Consider the following 18226-nt stretch of genomic DNA (forward strand, 5'->3'; position numbering starts at 1 on the left):
GCGCTCGCCGGATTTGGAAAATGGCCTGCCGGAAACTGTATCGCGGCTCGCCGATTCTGAAATTGCCTCGATATTACAATAACCTATGAATCAGACCGCATTTACCTTCAGCCGCCGATATTCCGTCGGTGTCACGCCGGTCACGGCCTTGAAGGCGCGGTTGAACGGTCCGAGCGACTGGAAGCCGGCGTCCATGGCAATGGTGATGACGGGGACCGCGGCCTGGGCGGGATCGGCGAGCGCGGCCTTGGCCTCCTCGATCCGGTGATTGTTCAGGAACACACTGAAGTTGCGATAGCCGAGCTGCTGGTTGATCAGCCGGCGCAGGCGGTACTCGGGAATCTTGAGCCGGCCCGCCAGCACGCCGATGGTGATGTTCTCCTGGCGATAGATGCGCTCGTCCGCCATCAGGCGCATCAGGGCATCGATGAGTTTCCGGTCAGCGGATTCATCGGCCCTCCCGGGTTGGGCCAGAATCGCCGGCGCGGACGTTGACATCGGAAACAGATCGGCGCCGTCGACGCGCATCATCGCATAGGCAATGGCCGCAACGATGCAGGCGAGCACACCGGCATTGATCGTGTTGGCGACATCGCCGACCTCGCTCCCGGCGACGGCAATCTGGAGAACCGCATTCAACCCGCCATAGAGCGCGGCGGCACAGACGATGAAGACACGAACATTGCGGCGGCGCTCGACCAGGTCAGCCGACCACGAGGCGATCGTCTGCACCACCGCGAGCGCGATGAAACCGAGCACGATCAAATCGACTGCGATCACGGAGAAGCGCGTGTTCCCGCCGGGTGCGATCCAGAGACACCCGACAAGGCTGAAGGCAGTCACTGCCGCCCAGATCAACCCGTGCCACGATTGCAGGCGAAATTCGTCATCGAACAGCGCACGCGTGAACAACCAGAACACCACGATGTTGCCAGTCGAGAGCGCAATCAGCGGTGCATGCCACGCCGGGACCAGCGACGATACGCCGATCGAATAGCTCGCCGCATGCGCGGCCGAGCCGAGCGCGAAGGCCGCGCCGAGGCGGGCTGCCAGCACCTTGCGGAAGTCGGAGAGCAATGACGCCGCCAGCACCAGCAACAGCGCGACGCTGGCGGCGCGAAAGGCGAGCTCGGTTGCGGCAAGGGTCATCGGGTGGTGCGATCGGTCGCAGTTGAAGGCCGCCAAACATCGTTGGTTGCGCCAGGTTTTTCAAGGACCATCCGCATGCCACGCCTAGAGCCACCTCCACCGCTGTCATCGCCCGGCTTGACCGGGCGATCCAGCAATCCGAGACAGCAGTGATGAATCGAGAGGCTGCGGCGTACTGGATCGCCCGCCTTCGCGGGCGATGACAGCGGAATATGAGGCCTCATTGCGACACGACGTCTTGTCCGGGCTTTGCCGCGACGACGCCGCAGATTCCTGCTAAGCTCGCGTCCAAGAAAGTCAAAAGGAGTCCCACCCATGAGCTGGCAACCCTCGAACGATCCCGTGCTCGGCGATCCCATGTCCTGCGATGCGCTCGATCTCGTCATCGTGCCGCGGACGCGCGATCTCGGCGACGGATTCGCGGTGCGGCGGGCGCTGCCGCACGGCAAGCGGCAGATGGTGGGGCCCTTCATCTTCTTCGACCATTTCGGCCCGGTGCAGTTCGTCTCGGGCAAGGGCATGGACGTGCGGCCGCATCCGCATATCGGGCTTGCCACCGTCACCTATCTGTTCGACGGCGCGATCATGCATCGCGACAGCGAGGGCAACGTCCAGGAGATCGCGCCGGGGGCGATGAATCTGATGACGGCCGGCCGCGGCATCGCGCACTCCGAACGCACGCCGGATGCGCAGCGCGCCTCGGGCCAGAAGATGCTGGGATTGCAGAGCTGGATCGCGCTGCCGGCCGGATCGGAAGAGATCGCGCCGTCGTTCCAGCACTACGCCGCGGGCGAACTGCCGATGATCTCCGAGCGCGATTTTACCGCACGCGTGATCGCGGGCTCGTCCTTCGGCATCGCCTCGCCCGTCACGATGGTGTCGCCCTGGTTCTACACCGAGGTCACGGCAGCCGCGGGCGCGATCGTGCCGCTCGATCCTGATCATGAGGAGCGCGCGATCTACGTGGTGGAGGGCGAGGTCGAGATCGCGAACGAACGTTACGAGGGGCCGCGGCTCCTGATCTTCCGGCCCGGCGACCGCATCACCGTGAAGGCGCTCAAGGCGACGCGGATGATGTTTCTCGGCGGCGATGCGCTGGAAGGCCCGCGCCACATCTGGTGGAATTTCGTCTCCTCCAGCAAGGAGCGGATCGAGCAGGCCAAGCAGGACTGGAAAACCGGCCGCTTCGCCGCAGTTCCGCAGGAACACGAGTTCATTCCGCTGCCGGAATAGGCTAATCGGGTTTCCGGCTGCGCCATCCGGCGCGGCCGGTTCATTGCCTGAAGGCCCTGCCTGCGAAAGCCATACCGATGTCCACCATGCTCTCCAGCGACCTGCCCCTGCCCAAGATCGGACGCGGCAAGGTGCGCGATATCTACGCCGTCGACGATGACCGTCTGCTGCTCGTCACCACCGACCGCATCAGCGCCTTCGACGTGGTGATGGCCGAGACCATCCCGATGAAGGGCGCCGTGCTGACGCAGATCAGCGCGTTCTGGTTCAACGAGCTCGAAGGCGTGGTGCCGCATCACATGATCAGCGCGGACACCGACGAGATCGTCGCGGCCGTGCCGGCGTTGAAACCGCACCGCGCCGAGATCCTCGGCCGCGCCATGCTGTGCAAGCGGACCACCGTATTCCCCATCGAATGCGTGATCCGCGGCTATCTCTCGGGCTCCGCCTGGAAGGAATATGCCGCGAGCGGCACGCTGGCCGGCGAAAAGCTGAAGGCCGGTCTCGTCGAGAGCGAGAAGCTGGAGCCCGCGATCTTCAGCCCGGCGACCAAGGCCGAGAGCGGCCATGACGAGAACATCACCATCGCGAAGATGCGCGAAGTGGTCGGCGACGAGGTCGCCTACACGCTGGAGAGCATGACGCGCGCGATCTACACGCTCGGCGAGGAGCTGGCGCGGGAGCAGGGCATCATCATCGCCGACACCAAGTTCGAGTTCGGCCGCGACAAGGACGACCGCATCATCCTGATCGACGAGGTGATGACGCCGGATTCCTCGCGCTTCTGGGCGGTGGACGCCTACAAGCCCGGCCAGCCGCAGGCGAGCTTCGACAAGCAGCCGCTCCGCGACTATCTCGACGTCGAACGCCGCGCCGGCCGCTGGAACGGCGACGCCCCGCCGCCGCCGCTGCCGGCCAGCGTCGTCGATGCGACCAGCAAACGATATCTGGAAGCGTATCGGCGGGTGACGGGGACAGAGCTGAAGATCTAGCGCGCATCTTTGTCGTCCCGGCGCGACGCGCTCGTCTCAGGCGTCCGACGGTACGATGCGTTTGGCAGGGATCGACCGATGACGCGCTTCATCGCCGGCCGCGTGATCCGCATCCAGAGCCAGCAGGAGTTCGGCAACACGGTTGGCGGATGCGGTCCATTCCGCGAGCTTGGCATAATTGTCCGTGAACCAGTTGAACGGTCTGGACCACGACGAATGCCGCTGAAGCCTGAACCACTTCGCCCAGCGTCATCATGCCGCCAAGGTACTTGGGGTGGCAAAGCAGGAGACCGATCACCGGCGTCACCAGAAGACCCGTGTAAGTGACCAGCGTCATCCGCATTCATTGCCAGCAGTAGATTCGCCAGATCGCAATCACGCCTGCCCACCATGGGCTCCCGTTCAGCGGCTGCCGGATCAGCAGGTGAGACGAACTTGGCTGGCGCGTGGCGCGATGCTCGTCTGCGGCATTGCCGACGAAGATGCCGGCCTTATCAGTTCGGCTCACCGGGCCAAACAGCATGAGAAAGAATGGCAGCCATCACGCACTAGTGAAAGTTACAGCAGGACAGCCGCTGCCCTTGCGAGTGAACACAAAGGCCGGCAGGTGCGACCAACATTCTACAGCAGAAGAGTTGGCACAGCGCCTGCCTCAGCCGGCCGCATGTCAGAAGGTTCGAGGCAGCATTTTGGTATCCCAGGAGACGCCATATGCAGCTGAAAGATAAAGTCGGACGGTTCGCGGCGACGGGTCGAAGCTGCCAGAACTGGAAAAAGGACCAGGAGTTGGTCATTTCGCTGCTCAACAAGATCTCCATTTCCGACGGTGGTGCTGAGAACATGCTCAAACCGCAGCTGGTCGTGACCGGTCACGCCAGCGAGAGCCTCTACACCTCGATTCTGTATTTCCAAAAGAAGAACTTTCCCGGCACGCCTGACGGTTACATTCGGCCTACAGGTCCGACATTCAAGCGGCTCGTTGAACTGTCGACAAAGGCGGCTGCCAAGCCCGCCCCGCAAAGGGGCCAGTGGGATGCCGTCGCTACTCCTTCCGTCAATGCTGCACTTAGCAAAGGCATCGCCGACGATTTGAAGCTGGATTACGCGGAGGTGGTCGATATCATCCGGGCCACCGTCACGGACGGCATGGTCACCGCATTCGAGCTGGACGACCTGCTCACCATTGCGAACACCTCCAGAACGCTCTCCGCTACTTCGAAAAAGCTCATCAACCTCTTCGTCGGCGACGAACAGAAGAAGTGGCTTGGGATCGGACCGTACGACCTCAATTCGGATCACAAGAAACTCGCCGCAGAAATGGTCTGCGATTTCCTCAAGAACACGAGGACCACGTTCTTTCCGAAGCTCGACCCGCACCGCGTCGGCATAGGTATTCTCAGGCGCATCGCGAAGCCGAGCCTCATCGATCAGGATCAGGGAAGTCTGTGCGGGCCCTCCGCGCTGATGTTCAGCTACGCATCCGATAAGCCAGGGCACTACGCGCGGTTCGCGATCGACCTGTATCAGAAGGGACAGGCGCCTCTTGGCCGCCTGCTAATCAAGCCGGGAAAGGATGTGAGGAACTACACGCCGCCCTGGTCGCTGGACCACGTCGATTGGCTGACGTGCGCCTCCATACGCGATTCAGAGAATTGGTTCCTCGATTTCGACGACACGGGCAGAATCAGCGATCTTGCCGGCGTCACCCTGCCGAGCGAGATGGAGCAATGGTTCCGCAAGGCCGGATACCGGGACGTGCGCGAGAATACCAACATTTCGCGATTCAACAAAGGCATCGCCGATGTAAACGAAGCCAACACCCTGCTCGACAAGGGGTATCGCGTATGCCTCTTCATAAGCGCCAATATGACGGACTATGATGATCAGTCCGATAAAGGCTCCGCGTTCACGATGCACTGGGTCGTGCTGCGCGAGAAGATACAGGTCGCGAACGGGTACGTGAAGGCGAAGGTTTTCTCATGGGGCAATGGAGATTACGAGATCCCGCACCCGAATAAAACCGGCACCATAAAGCCCCTCGCCACCAAGGACTTTCTTATGAATTTTTACGGGTACGTTGCTGCGAAGGCGTGATTGGCGTGAAGCCCTAGCTGATCCCCCTTCGACGGCCGCGCGTGTGCCGGCCGGCGAAAAAATGCGGGTCGTGAAAGGCGAAGGTAGCGGCACAGAGGCCGGGGGCTACACCCCCGCCATCATCACGTATTTGATCTCGACATATTCTTCCATGCCGTGATGCGAGCCTTCGCGCCCGAGGCCGCTCTCCTTGACGCCGCCGAAGGGCGCGACCTCCGTCGTGATGAGGCCGGTGTTGACGCCGACCATGCCCGACTCCAGCGCCTCGGCAACGCGCCAGACGCGGCCGAGATCGCGGGAATAGAAGTAGGAGGCCAGGCCGAACGGCGAGGCGTTGCACATCGCAATCACATCGGCTTCGTCCTTGAAGCGGATGACAGGTGCGAGCGGGCCGAAGGTTTCCTCCTGCGCCACCAGGGAGTCCGGCTTGACGTCGGCCAGCACCGTCGGCTCGAAGAAGGAGCGTCCGAGCTCGCTGCGCTTGCCGCCGGTGACGACCTTGGCGCCGCGCTTCACGGCATCGGCGATGTGGCGCTCGACCTTGTCGACGGCCTTCATGTTGATCAGCGGCCCCTGGGTGACGCCGCTCTCGGTGCCGTCGCCGATCTTCATCGCCGCGACCTTCTTCGAGAGCTTCTGCACGAACTCGTCGTAGATCTTGTCCTGGGCGTAGAGGCGGTTGGCGCAGACGCAGGTCTGGCCCATGTTGCGGTATTTCGAGACGACGGCACCTTCGACCGCGGCGTCAATGTCGGCGTCGTCGAACACCACGAACGGCGCATTGCCGCCCAGCTCGAGGCCGAGCCGCTTCACGCCGACCGAAGCCTGCTGATACAGGATCTTGCCGACCGCGGTCGAGCCGGTGAAGCCGACGAAGCGCACGGCCGGATGCTCGCACAACACCTTGCCGATCGGCGGAGCATCGCCGGTGACGATGTTGAAGACGCCCTTGGGCACGCCGGCCTTCTCGGCAAGCGCGGCAAGCGCGAGCGCCGACAGCGGCGTCTCATTGGCGGGCTTCAGCACCACGGTGCAGCCGGCGGCGAGCGCCGGGGACACCTTGCGCGTGATCATCGAGTTCGGGAAATTCCACGGCGTGATGGCGCCGCAGACGCCGATCGGCTGCTTGATCGCGAGCAGCCGCGCATCGGGGCGCTGCGTCGGGATGGTCTCGCCATAGACGCGCCTCGCCTCCTCGGCGAAGAACTCGACATAGGCGCCGCCGATATCGACCTCGCCGAGCGCCTCGGTGAGCGGCTTGCCCTGCTCGGAGGTGAGGATGAGCGCGAGGTCCTCGCGATTGGCGACGATCAGCTCGAACCATTTGCGCAGGATGTTGGAGCGCTGCTTGGCGGTGTGCTTGGCCCAAGCCGGAAAGGCGCGCTCGGCGGCTTCGACCGCCTTGGTCGTCTCCTCGGCACCAAGCTGCGGAACCTTGGCAAGCTCGACGCCGGTCGCGGGATTGTTGACGGCAAAGACCGGCGTGCCGACCCAGGCGCCGTCGATGTAGCAGGCTTCCTTGAGCAGCGACGGATCCTTCAACCGGTCGCGCAAATTGGACGTGGCTTGCGGGGCGCGTGCGGCGGCAGTCGGGGTCATAGCGTTACTCCCTGGGGGCGATCGGATCGGCCGCAATATAGGGACAGACGATGCGCAATGCACCGCCCTGCAACGCACGTCAGATGCCAGCTAGACTGGCAGCGGCCTTACGCCGCGCCGCTCATATAGGTCTCGCGCCGGCCGATCATGCGCTCGGCCGCGGCCTTGGCATCCGCCTTCGTGGACGTCGCGCACGTCCGGTATTCGAGATCGGGGACATGAGAGGTGTCGCGGCGGCCGAACCATGACCTCGAGCCGACCGGCAGCAGCGCCAGCGCCTGCGCCAGATTGTCGACGGCGCCGAACGAATAGAGTGCGCCGGTGCCGGCGATGCGGACCTCGTAAATACCGGGCGAAATCGGCGCCTCCAGGTTCTCGCCGCGTCCCTGACGGGGATAGCGCTTCCAGTCGCTCCAGGTCGAAATCATCTGAGGTCCCCCCTCGCCACCCATCCTCGGGCGGCAACATTTGCATCAAGTCTTAACCGGCCCATGGATCGGACCGGGTGCTGAACGCGGCAGCTCACGAAATGTTTCAGGCGTCCGAAAACGCGTGAAACCTATCGCCTGGAGCCCCATCCAGGGTGAGGGCGACGCGTGGGCATCTACCGCAGATTGCAAAGGAGCGTCGCCGTCCAGCCCCGTTGTCGTCCTGCGTGGGACCAAGACCGTCAAGTCACGACATCGCGACCGGCGCATGCGCGTCGATGCGCTTGCCGCGCCGGGCATGTGGGACGACAATCGATCACTTCCAACAATAATCAAACCCGAGGAAACGCCATGCAAAGCAAAGCACAGATCGATGAGATTCTGCGTCAGAAGAGCGAGGCCAAGGAGATTCCGGGCGTCGTCGCGATCGCCGCGAGCGGTAACGACGTGCTGTATAAGGGCGCGTTCGGCAAACGCGACCTGTCCAAGCCCGACGCGATGACCGATGACAGCGTGTTCTGGATCGCATCGATGACGAAGGCGGTGACGTCAGCGGGCGCAATGCAGCTGGTCGAGCAGGGCAAGCTGTCGCTGGATACGCCGATCGGCGATGTCCTGCCCGATCTCGCCAATCCGCAGGTGCTGGAAGGCTTCGATGCCAACGGCGAGGCGAAGCTGCGCCCGGCGAAGCGACCGATCACGCTGCGCCAGCTCATGACCCACACCGCCGGCTTCTGCTACAATATGTGGAACGGCGATCTCGCGGTCTATCTGGACAAGAACGGCATCCCCGCCATCACCACCTGCCAGAATGCGGCACTAAAGACCCCGATCATGAGCGACCCCGGCACGCGCTGGGAATACGGCACCAATATCGATTTCGTCGGCAAGGCCGTGGAAGCCGCCAGCGGCAAGCGGCTGGATGCCTACTTGCGCGACAATCTGTTCAACCCGCTTGGCATGAACGACACGGCCTTCAAGATCACCGACGACATGCGCAAGCGCCTGGTCGGCATGCACGCGCGCGGTGAGGACGGCCAGCTGGCTGCCATCCCGTTCGAGCTCGAGCAGGAGCCGGAATTCCACATGGGTGGCGGCGGCCTCTACTCGACCGCGGCCGACTACATCAAGTTCACCCAGATGATCCTCAACAAGGGCCGCGGCAACGGCAACCAGGTGCTGAAGGCCGAGACCGTCGCGACCATGGGTCAGAACCACATCGGCGATCTCGCCATGGGCAAGATGACGACGGCGGCGCCGATGTACACCAACGACGTCGATCTCTATCCGGAGCAGGTGAAGAAGTGGGGCCTCAGCTTCATGATCAACACCGCCAAGACCGCCGAGGGCCGCAGCGCCGGCAGCCTCGCCTGGGCGGGCCTCGCCAACACCTATTACTGGATCGACCCGGCCCGCAACGTCACCGGCGTGATCCTGATGCAGCTGTTGCCGTTCGCGGATGCGAAATGCCTGGAGGCCTTCGCAGGTTTCGAGCGCGGGGTCTATGCCGGGCTGGATGCGGCTGGAAGCGGGCAGAAGGCGGCCTGAAGGGCGCGGCTCTCACCAACCCGTCATGGCCGGGCTCGTCCCGGCCATCCACGTGCAGCCGCAGGGCACAAAGACGTGGATGCCCGGGTCAAGCCCGGGCATGACGACTGAGAGACCATGCTGGGTATTTTGACGAGAGGATTTCGACTTGGCTGACAATTTGGCCGATAAAGCGGACAGTTACGTTTGCGGCATCTCCGACGCGCCGCTGCTCGGCGACACCATCGGCCACAGCCTCGACCGGGCTGTGCAGCGTTGGGGCGATCGCGAAGCCCTCATCTCGCCCAGCCATGGCGTGAGATGGACATGGTCGGAATTGGCCGAGCGGGTCGATGCGCTCGCCGCCGGCTTCCTCGCGCTCGGCCTCGAGCGGGGGCAACGGATCGGAATCTGGTCGTTGAACCGACCCGAATGGACGCTGACCCAGTTCGCGGCCGCCAAGGCCGGCCTCATCCTGGTGACGATCAACCCCGCCTATCGCTTGAGCGAGCTGGAATTTGCGCTTCGCAAGGTCGGCTGCACCGCGATCGTCACCGCGACCGCGTTCAAGACCAGCAACTACATGGAGATGCTCAACACGCTGTTGCCGGAGCTGTCGGCCGCCGAGCCTGGGCAGTTGCAGGCGGCACGGCTGCCGGCCCTGCGCAATGTCATCCAGATCGGCGGCCCCTCCGCTGCCGGCACGATTCCTTTCGACGAGGTCGCGCGCATGGGCGGCGACCGGCACCGCAGGCAGCTTGTTGCGCTCGGCCATGAGCTGCAATTCGACGATCCCGTCAACATCCAGTTCACCAGTGGCACGACGGGATCGCCCAAGGGGGTGACGCTGACCCATCACAACATCCTCAACAACGGCTATTTCACCGGCCGGGCCATGCGCCTCACCGAGCAGGACCGCATCTGCATTCCGGTGCCGCTCTATCATTGCTTCGGCATGGTGATGGGCAACCTCGCCTCCGTCACGCTCGGCGCCGCGATGGTCTATCCCGGCGAGGGGTTTGACGCACTCACGACGCTGCGTACGATTGAACAGGAGAAATGCTCAGCGCTCTACGGCGTGCCGACCATGTTCATCGCCGAGCTCGATCACCCCGAATTCGCCCGCTTCAACCTGAAGTCGCTGCGCACCGGCATCATGGCCGGCGCCCCCTGCCCGATCGAGGTGATGAAGCGCGTCAACACCGAGATGAACATGCGCGAGGTCACGATCGCCTACGGCATGACCGAGACCAGCCCGGTGAGCTTCCAGAGCGCGGTGGACGATCCGCTGGAGCGCCGCGTCTCCACGGTCGGACGGATCCATCCGCATGTCGAGGTCAAGGTCGTCGATCTCGAAGGCAAGATCGTCAAGCGCGGCGAGCGGGGCGAGCTGTGCACCCGCGGCTACAGCGTCATGCTGGGCTATTGGGAGGAGAGCGAGAAGACCGCCGACGTGCTCGATGCGAACGGCTGGATGCACACCGGCGACCTCGCCACCATCGACGACGAGGGCTATTGCAACATCGTCGGCCGCATCAAGGACATGGTGATCCGCGGCGGCGAAAACCTCTATCCGCGCGAGATCGAGGAGTTTCTCTATCGTCACCCCAAGATCCAGGACGTGCAGATCTTCGGCGTCGCGGATAGCCGCTATGGTGAGGAGCTCTGCGCCTGGGTCCGCGTCAGATCGGGCGAACAGATGACGGCGGACGAGGTGCGGGCGTTCTGCGAAGGCCAGATCGCCCACAACAAGATCCCTCGCTACGTCGAGTTCGTCGACGAATTCCCGATGACGGTGACGGGCAAGATCCAGAAGTTCTTGATGCGCGAGGAAGTCGAGCAGCGGCTGGGACTGAAGGCTGCGAAGACGGCGTGAGGCCGGGGTAGGCGCGCACCTGCCTCCACACCGTGATTGCGAGCGTAGCGAAGTAGTCCAGAAACGTTCCGCGGAGACGGACTGGATTGCTTCGTCGCAAGGGCTCCTCGCAATGACGGGGAGAGAGACGGGCCTTATGCCGTCAGCCCGCGCTGCTGGGCCAATTCCTTGAGCGACACCTGCGGGCGGGCGCCGATGTGTTGAATCACTTCGGCGGCGGCGAGTGCGCCGAGCTCGCCACACTGCTTGTAGCCGAAGTTGCGGGCGAGGCCATACAGGAAGCCGGCAGCGAAGAGATCGCCGGCGCCGGTGGTGTCGACCACCTTGTCGACCGGGAATGCCGGCGCGGCAACGGCGTCTTCCACCGAGACCACCATGCAGCCCTTCTCGCTGCGGGTGACGACGCCGAGATTGACGTCGTTGCGCAGCTGCTTCAGCGCGGTGTCGAAGTCCGAGGTCATGTAGAGCGAATGCAGCTCGGACTCGTTGGCGAAGACGATGTCGACGGTGCCGTTGCGCATCAACGAGAGAAACTCGTCGCGATAGCGGTCGACGCAGAAGGAATCCGACAGCGTCAGCGCCACCTTGCGCCTGGCGTCATGGGCGATCTGGGCCGCCTTGACGAAGGCGTCCTTGGCGTTCTTGGGGTCCCAGAGATAGCCCTCGAGATAGACGATGCCGGCAGCAGCGACCTCGGCCGGATCGATATCGGCGGGCGACAGGTCCTGCGCCGCGCCGAGATAGGTGTTCATGGTGCGCTCGCCGTCGCCGGTGACCAGGATGTAGGAGCAGCCGGTGGCGGGGCCGTCCGTGGCGGCAGGCGTGTTGAAGGCGACGCCGGCGGCCCGGATGTCATGGACATAGAGCTTGCCGATCTGGTCGTCCTTGACCTTGCCGACATAGGCGGCGCGTGCCCCTAAGCTGCCGATGCCGACGATGGTGTTCGCGGCCGAGCCGCCCGAGACTTCCGTGGCCGGACCCATGTCCTTGTAGATGGCGGCAGCGCGAGCCTCGTCGATCAGCGACATGCTGCCCTTGGCCATGCCATGCTTGGCCAGAAAGGCCTCGTCGGTCCTGACCAGCACGTCGAACAGCGCGTTACCGATGCCGAGAACGTCATATTTCACGTCAGCCATTCACCTTGATCCTGTTTGCCGGATTGCGATCCCTGCGGAAATCCGCTTCCTGTCGGCCTGAAATCCAAGCTCGCGGCCTATCATGACCGGGCCGGCGCGGGCAAGCAACGGTATGATAAAGGGCCGATGATCCGCTCCTTCCTCACCGTCTCGACGGGAACGCTGGCCTCGCGGCTGCTGGGTTTTGCCCGCGATTCCATGATTGCGGCGCTGCTCGGCACCGGCGCCGTGGCGGATGCGTTTCTCGCGGCGTTTCAGCTCGTCAACGTGGTGCGCCGGCTGCTCAGCGAGGGCGCGCTTAACGCGGCGCTGATCCCGGCCTGGCTGCGCATCAGGGATCGCGACGGGGCGGCAGCCGCAGCGGCGTTCGCCGGGCGCGTGCTCGGCACGGTCAGCGCGGCCCTGATCGCGATGTCGATCCTGCTCGCATTGCTGATGCCGCTGGTCATCGCGGTCATTGCGCCGGGCTTCCTTGGCAGCGGCACGCTCGATCGCGCGGTCGAGAGTGCGCGGCTGATGTTGCCTTATCTCGCCTTTGCCGGCCCGGTCACTGTGCTTATGGGATTGCTCAATGCGCAGGGCCGCTTCGCGCTGACGGCGTTCTCGCCCCTGTTGTTCAACATCGCGCTGATCGCCGCGATCGCGGTGCTGCTCGTCTGGCAGGCTGACGCCAGTTTCGCTGCGTGGGTGTTGGCGGCCACCGTCGGCATCGCCGGCCTGCTGCAACTCCTGATGCTGCTGTCGCAGCGAAGCGCGCATCTTGCGACGCCGCTGCGCGCCAGTTTCGACAAGGAGATGCGCGGCTTCTTCGCCAAGGCGATCCCCGGCATGCTCGCAAGCTCGGGCCCGCAATGGCTGATGGTCGCGGGCGCGATCATCGCCTCAGCGACACCATCGGCGGTGTCCTGGCTGTATTTCGCCAACCGCCTGATCGAGCTGCCGCTCGGCATCGTCGGCGTCGCCATGGGCACGGTGCTGGTGCCGGAGCTGACGCGCGCAGTGAGCAGCGGCGATCGCGACGCCGTGGCGCATGCCGAATCGCGCGCGCTGGAGCTTGCAGCCGGGCTGGCGCTGCCGGCGACGCTCGGCCTCGCCGTTCTGGCCGAGCCGATCGTACGGCTGCTGTTCGAGCGTGGCGCGTTTGGCGCGCATGACAGCGCGGCGACGGCGCATGCGTTGATGTGGCTGGCGCTGGGCCTGCCGGCGCATGTGCTGATCAAGGCGTTGTCGCCGGCCTTTTATGCCCGCAGCGACACGATGACGCCGCTACGCGCCACGGCCAAAGGCTTTGTGGTCGCAGTCGTGCTGGCCGTCCTGCTCGGCCATCTCTTCGGTACGAGCGGGATCGCCGCAAGCATCGCGGCCGGCGCCTGGGGCAGCGCGCTCTCGCTGCTCCGCAAGGGCACGCGCGAGTTCGGTTTCTCGGTCGACGCGAGCGCCCGCAAGCGGCTGCCACGGATCGTGCTCGCCGCTGCTGCCATGGGCGCTCTGCTCTGGCTGACTGCAGGCCTCGTGCCGGCCGGGGTCCATGGCATCATCGATTTCGTCGTGCTCGGCGCGCAGATCGCGGCCGGAATCGCCGTCTACGGCCTGCTGCTGCAGCTCCTCGGAGCGGCGTCCTGGCGCGAAGCGGTTCACGCGTTGAAACGGCCCGCTCATTAGCGTGCGCGCCGACGGCTCTTCACTTCTCCCATCGGGAGAGGTCGATTTGCGCAGCAAATCGGGTAAGGGGACCAGGTCCCTCGATGGAGCCCAACCCCTCACCCGCGCCTTCGGCGTGACCTCTCCCGATGGGAGAGGTGGAATTGCCCTTGACGGGGCAGCGCCGCTGTTGGAAACGACGGCCAATTACCTATGAGAAGGCTGACCATGGCATTCGTTGAACGGGTCTTTTCGGGCGTCCAGCCGACGGGCAATCTGCACCTCGGCAATTATCTCGGCGCGATCGTCAACTTCGTGAAGATGCAGGAAACTCACAACTGCATCTATTGCGTCGTCGACATGCACGCGATCACGCAGGGCGTCGACGTCTGGGGCGGCCCGGCCGAGCTCACGCGCAACACCCGGGAGGTGACCGCGGCCTTCATCGCGGCCGGGATCGATCCGAAGAAACACATCGTGTTCAACCAGAGCCAGGTCTCGGGCCATGCCGAGCTCGCCTGGATCTTCAACTGCGTCGCGCGCATGGGCTGGCTCGGCCGCATGACCCAGTTCAAGGAGAAGGCGGGCAAGGACCGCGAGAACGCATCGGTCGGGCTGTTCGACTACCCCGTGCTGATGGCGGCCGACATTCTGCTCTACCGTGCCACCCACGTTCCGGTCGGCGAGGACCAGAAGCAGCATCTGGAGCTCTCCCGCGACATCGCGCAGAAGTTCAACAACGATTTCGGCGACTCGATCCGGGCACAGGGCGCCAATGACGGCCTGTTCTTCCCGCTGCCGGAACCCCTGATCACGGGCCCGGCGACGCGCGTGATGAGCCTGCGCGACGGCACCAAGAAGATGTCGAAGTCGGATGCCTCCGACAATTCGCGCATCAATCTCACCGACGATGCCGACACCATCGCGCAGAAGATCCGCAAGGCGAAGACCGATCCGGAGCCCCTGCCGACGGAGGAAAAGGGCCTGGAAGCCCGCCCCGAGGCCGACAATCTCGTCGGCATCTTCGCCGCGCTCTCCGGCCGCTCCAAGGCCGAGGTGCTCCGCGAGTTCGGCGGCGGCCAGTTCTCCAGCTTCAAGAACGCGCTGGCGGAGCTGTGCGTCACCAAGCTCGCGCCGATCGCAGGCGAGATGAAGCGCCTCGTCGCCGACCCCGGCCATATCGACGCGATCCTGAACGAGGGGGCCGACCGGGCGCGCGCGCTCGCCGACGAGACCATGAAGCTCTCCAAGGACATCGTCGGCTTCATCCGCCGACGCTAGAAGCGCTCGGCGCGAGGCGCCGATCGGGTCTCCTCTCCCCAAGCGGGAGGGAGTGTGGCAGCATGCGCGCCATGCACTCGCCGGGACATGCATGACCAGCAAGCGACTTTGCTTCGAGCCGGGTCACAAGCCCAAATGCCTCGTCGTCGTCGACGACACCGCGGAATGGGATCGCGCGGTCTATTATGCCAGCCGCTGGGCGATCCGCGCCGGCGGCGGCGTGGTGATGCTGCGCATCATCGAGCCCGAGCAGCAGAGCCAGGAATGGCTTGGCGTCGCCGACATCATGCGCGCCGAGGCCCAGGAAGCGGCAGAAGCCGCGCTCGACCGCGCCGCCGGCCGCGCCAACGGCATCGCCGCGATCACGCCGGAACGGGTGATCCGGGAAGGCGCCGCGATGGAACAGCTGCTCGCGGTGGTCGATGAGGACCCCGACATCGCCATGCTGGTGCTCGCTGCCAATCCCGGTGCGGAAGGGCCGGGGCCGCTGGTCTCATTGCTCGCGCACGAGTTGGGCACATTCCCGGTGCCGGTGACCATCATCTCGGGCGCGCTGAGCGACGAAAGCGTGGATTCGCTGTCGTAGGTCCCTGGTCTCGGAGGCGGCCTGTCGTTTGCTCGCCAGTGGATGGCCGGGTCAAGCCCGGCCACGACGATTGGCGATTTCGGCACCCTAACCTACTGATATGACAACGAAACAGTTCCCTCTCCCCTTGATCGTGCGTTCCCCGTCGCCATCTGCTAGTGGATAGGCACGCGCCGGCCTTGAACCGGCGACGTCTGGAGAGAACCATGTTCATTCAAACCGAAGCCACCCCCAATCCCGCCACGCTGAAGTTCATTCCGGGCCGCGTCGTGGTCGACGGCAGCCCCGTGGAGTTTTCGAGCCGCGAAGCCGCAGGCCGTTCGCCGCTCGCCGAAAAGCTGTTCGACGTGCCCGGCGTCACCGGCGTGTTCTACGGATCGGACTTCATCACCGTGACCAAGGCGAACGGTGAATGGCAGCAGCTCAAGCCCGCCATCCTGGGTGCCATCATGGAGCACTACATGTCGGGCGCGCCGCTGCTTGCCGACGGCGCAGCGCAGGGCGATGCCGATCTCGACGACGAGGACGAGTTCTTCGACGAGGCCGACGCCGAGACGGTCGACATGATCAAGGATCTGATCGAGACCCGGGTGCGGCCGGCCGTCGCCAACGACGGCGGCGACATCACCTTCCGCGGCTTCAAGGACGGCATCGTCTATCTCAACATGAAGGGCGCCTGCTCCGGCTGCCCGTCGTCGACGGCGACGCTTCAGCACGGCATCCAGAACCTGCTCAAGCACTTCGTGCCCGACGTGGTCGAAGTCCGGCCGATGTGACGACGAAGTCGTCATTCCGGGATGGTGCGTTAGCACCAGACCCGGAATCTCGAGATTCCGGGTTCGGTCCTACGGACCGCCCCGGAATGACGGTTGTCGTAGGGTGGCATATCGGGGGCCTGCAATCGTGCGTGATGAATGGCGAATAGGCGCTTGGTTCGCTAGACTGTTCTCCATTCGTCACTCGCCATTTGCTTTTTCATGCTGATCCTCGCCATCGATACCGCGCTCGACGCCTGCGCGGCCGCCGTGCTCGACACCGAAACGGCCGAACTGCGCGCGCAGGAATCGCTGCTGATGAAGCGCGGCCACGCCGAGGCCCTGATGCCGATGATCGCGCGGGTGATGCAGTCGGCCAATCTCGCCTTCACCGCGCTCGACCGCATTGCGGTCACCGTCGGTCCCGGAAGCTTCACGGGCCTGCGCGTCGGCATTTCGGCGGCGCGCGGCCTTGCGCTCGCGGCCGGGCGGCCGGCCGTCGGCCTGACCACCCTGTCGGCCTATGCCGCCACCGTCGTGGGCCAGAGCGGAACGGCGCCCGTGCTCTCCGCAGTCGATGCGCGGCACGATCACGTCTATTTCCAGATCGTCGCCGGCGACGGCAGCCAGCTGGTGCGACCTAAGGTCGCCAGCATCGACGAGGCGATCGCCGCCTCGCAATTCGGCGCGCCGCATCTGGTCGGCAACGCCGCAGAGATCCTCGCCGATCGCTGGCCGAAGGATGGACCGCAACCTGTTGCGGTCGACGCGCAGCCCGCGCCCGATATCAGCTGGATCGCCTGGCTCGGTGCGGCGGCCAATCCCGACACCACGCCGGCGCGGCCGTTCTATCTGAAGGCGCCCGATGCAAAGCCGGCGACACAGAAGCCGCTCGCGGCGCAAGCCGCAACCTCATGATGGGATGGCTGTCGGAGTGGTGGCACGGCGGCAGTGCCGTCGTCGAGCCCGCCACCTTGCGCGATGCCGCGCGGCTCGCGCAGCTGCACGTCGCCTCCTTCGCGCACGGCTGGGGCGAAGGCGAATTCGAGAGCATGATCAGCGAGCGCAACACGCTGGTGCATCGCCTGCGTCTCGGCCGCAAGACGGTCGGCTTTGCGGTGTCGCGGATCGGCGCGGACGAGGCGGAAATTCTCTCGATTGCGGTGGACGGGGCTTATCGCGGCCGCGGCCTCTCCCGCACGCTGCTGATGACCCATCTCGGCCACCTCGCCGGGCGCGGCGTGCGCACAATATTTCTCGAGGTGGAGGAAAATAACCAGCCGGCGCGGCGGCTCTACGACGGGTGCGGATTCGTGGTGGTCGGGCGCCGCGATCGCTACTATAAGCAGCCCAACGGGGAACAATTGAACGCCCTTCTGATGCGACGCGACTTGTCGTAACATCGGTGGCAGAAAGCGCCCGCCAGGCAGACAACGCTATGACCACATTGAAACCTTCCTCTGCATCCAAGGCGTCCGACATCGAGGCGCGCTGTGCCGCCACGGGCATGCGCATGACCGAGCAGCGCCGCGTCATCGCCCGCGTGCTCGCGGAAGCGATCGATCATCCCGATGTCGAGGAACTCTACCGGCGCTGCGTTGCGGTCGACGACAAGATCTCGATCTCGACGGTCTATCGCACCGTGAAACTGTTCGAGGATGCCGGCATCATCGAACGCCACGATTTCCGCGAGGGCCGCGCGCGCTACGAGCAGATGCGCGACAGCCATCACGACCATCTCATCAATCTGCGCGACGGCAAGGTGATCGAGTTCACCTCCGAGGAGATAGAGAAGCTCCAGGCGGAGATCGCCCGCAAGCTCGGCTACCGTCTGGTCGATCATCGACTCGAGCTCTATTGCGTCCCGCTCGACGACGACAAGCCGACGAATTGATGAACAGATTTTGCGACGGCCTCTCTTCACCTCTC

General features: G+C 64.5%; 16 protein-coding genes. 12 read left to right on the forward strand and 4 right to left on the reverse strand.

The annotated features are described in order from the left end of the window. Positions 1-90: 90 nt before the first annotated feature. On the reverse strand, positions 91-1149 hold the full coding sequence (locus FJV43_RS15885; RefSeq protein ID WP_239628366.1) for an AraC family transcriptional regulator: 1059 nt from the start codon (positions 1147-1149) through the stop codon (positions 91-93). A 315-nt stretch (positions 1150-1464) separates the two neighbouring features. Between FJV43_RS15885 and FJV43_RS15890 the strand changes: the two genes are divergently transcribed. From FJV43_RS15890 to FJV43_RS15900, 3 genes are all read left to right on the forward strand, one after another. Then, a complete protein-coding gene (locus tag FJV43_RS15890) occupies positions 1465-2382 on the forward strand; it encodes a pirin family protein (RefSeq protein ID WP_239628368.1) in 918 nt (305 codons plus the stop codon). Between the two features lie 77 nt (positions 2383-2459). Continuing rightward, positions 2460-3374: a phosphoribosylaminoimidazolesuccinocarboxamide synthase gene (locus tag FJV43_RS15895; protein ID WP_239628370.1), complete on the forward strand. Its 915-nt coding sequence runs from the start codon at positions 2460-2462 to the stop codon at positions 3372-3374. A 711-nt stretch (positions 3375-4085) separates the two neighbouring features. Continuing rightward, entirely contained in the window at positions 4086-5468 is a 1383-nt protein-coding gene (locus FJV43_RS15900) for a hypothetical protein (protein ID WP_239628373.1), read from the forward strand. Between the two features lie 105 nt (positions 5469-5573). On the opposite strand, the gene FJV43_RS15905 is transcribed toward FJV43_RS15900, so the two are convergent. Both FJV43_RS15905 and FJV43_RS15910 read right to left on the reverse strand, forming a co-directional pair. Continuing rightward, the gene (locus FJV43_RS15905; protein WP_239628374.1) at positions 5574-7067 is read right to left on the reverse strand and encodes an NAD-dependent succinate-semialdehyde dehydrogenase; all 1494 of its coding nucleotides are present in this window, start codon (positions 7065-7067) and stop codon (positions 5574-5576) included. 107 nt (positions 7068-7174) lie between these two features. Then, positions 7175-7495 carry a hypothetical protein gene (locus tag FJV43_RS15910; protein WP_239628376.1) on the reverse strand — a complete coding sequence of 107 codons (321 nt, stop codon included), beginning with the start codon at positions 7493-7495 and terminating at the stop codon, positions 7175-7177. A gap of 351 nt (positions 7496-7846) precedes the next feature. On the opposite strand from FJV43_RS15910, the gene FJV43_RS15915 reads away from it, so the two are divergent. Both FJV43_RS15915 and FJV43_RS15920 read left to right on the forward strand, forming a co-directional pair. Continuing rightward, positions 7847-9043: a serine hydrolase domain-containing protein gene (locus tag FJV43_RS15915; RefSeq protein WP_239628378.1), complete on the forward strand. Its 1197-nt coding sequence runs from the start codon at positions 7847-7849 to the stop codon at positions 9041-9043. Positions 9044-9203: 160 nt separating this feature from the next. Beyond that, positions 9204-10898, forward strand: coding sequence for an AMP-binding protein (locus FJV43_RS15920; RefSeq protein WP_239629435.1), 1695 nt, complete (start codon positions 9204-9206; stop codon positions 10896-10898). A gap of 134 nt (positions 10899-11032) precedes the next feature. On the opposite strand, the gene FJV43_RS15925 is transcribed toward FJV43_RS15920, so the two are convergent. After that, positions 11033-12034, reverse strand: a complete 1002-nt coding sequence (locus FJV43_RS15925; protein ID WP_239628379.1) for an adenosine kinase — start codon at positions 12032-12034, stop codon at positions 11033-11035. 126 nt (positions 12035-12160) lie between these two features. Here FJV43_RS15925 and murJ point away from each other — a divergent pair, with 126 nt between their 5' ends. The 7 genes from murJ to FJV43_RS15960 all read left to right on the forward strand — a co-directional run bounded on the left by murJ (position 12161) and on the right by FJV43_RS15960 (position 18191). Then, on the forward strand, positions 12161-13696 hold the full coding sequence (gene murJ / locus FJV43_RS15930; protein ID WP_239628381.1) for a murein biosynthesis integral membrane protein MurJ: 1536 nt from the start codon (positions 12161-12163) through the stop codon (positions 13694-13696). Positions 13697-13903: 207 nt separating this feature from the next. Then, entirely contained in the window at positions 13904-14956 is a 1053-nt protein-coding gene (trpS, locus tag FJV43_RS15935; protein WP_239628383.1) for a tryptophan--tRNA ligase, read from the forward strand. 91 nt (positions 14957-15047) lie between these two features. Continuing rightward, positions 15048-15542 (forward strand): universal stress protein, encoded by a 495-nt coding sequence (locus FJV43_RS15940; protein ID WP_239628385.1) that lies wholly within the window; start codon positions 15048-15050, stop codon positions 15540-15542. 206 nt (positions 15543-15748) lie between these two features. After that, positions 15749-16318 carry a NifU family protein gene (locus FJV43_RS15945; protein WP_239628387.1) on the forward strand — a complete coding sequence of 190 codons (570 nt, stop codon included), beginning with the start codon at positions 15749-15751 and terminating at the stop codon, positions 16316-16318. Positions 16319-16519: 201 nt separating this feature from the next. Continuing rightward, positions 16520-17215: a tRNA (adenosine(37)-N6)-threonylcarbamoyltransferase complex dimerization subunit type 1 TsaB gene (gene tsaB, locus FJV43_RS15950; protein WP_239628389.1), complete on the forward strand. Its 696-nt coding sequence runs from the start codon at positions 16520-16522 to the stop codon at positions 17213-17215. After that, on the forward strand, positions 17212-17697 hold the full coding sequence (gene rimI / locus FJV43_RS15955) for a ribosomal protein S18-alanine N-acetyltransferase (RefSeq protein ID WP_239628391.1): 486 nt from the start codon (positions 17212-17214) through the stop codon (positions 17695-17697). The genes tsaB and rimI overlap by 4 nt, the downstream gene beginning before the upstream one ends. Positions 17698-17735: 38 nt before the next feature. Then, positions 17736-18191 (forward strand): Fur family transcriptional regulator, encoded by a 456-nt coding sequence (locus FJV43_RS15960; RefSeq protein ID WP_061879908.1) that lies wholly within the window; start codon positions 17736-17738, stop codon positions 18189-18191. The last annotated feature ends 35 nt before the right edge of the window (positions 18192-18226 follow it).

It is taken from the genome of Bradyrhizobium sp. I71, assembly GCF_022354745.1.
GTDB lineage: Bacteria > Pseudomonadota > Alphaproteobacteria > Rhizobiales > Xanthobacteraceae > Bradyrhizobium > Bradyrhizobium liaoningense.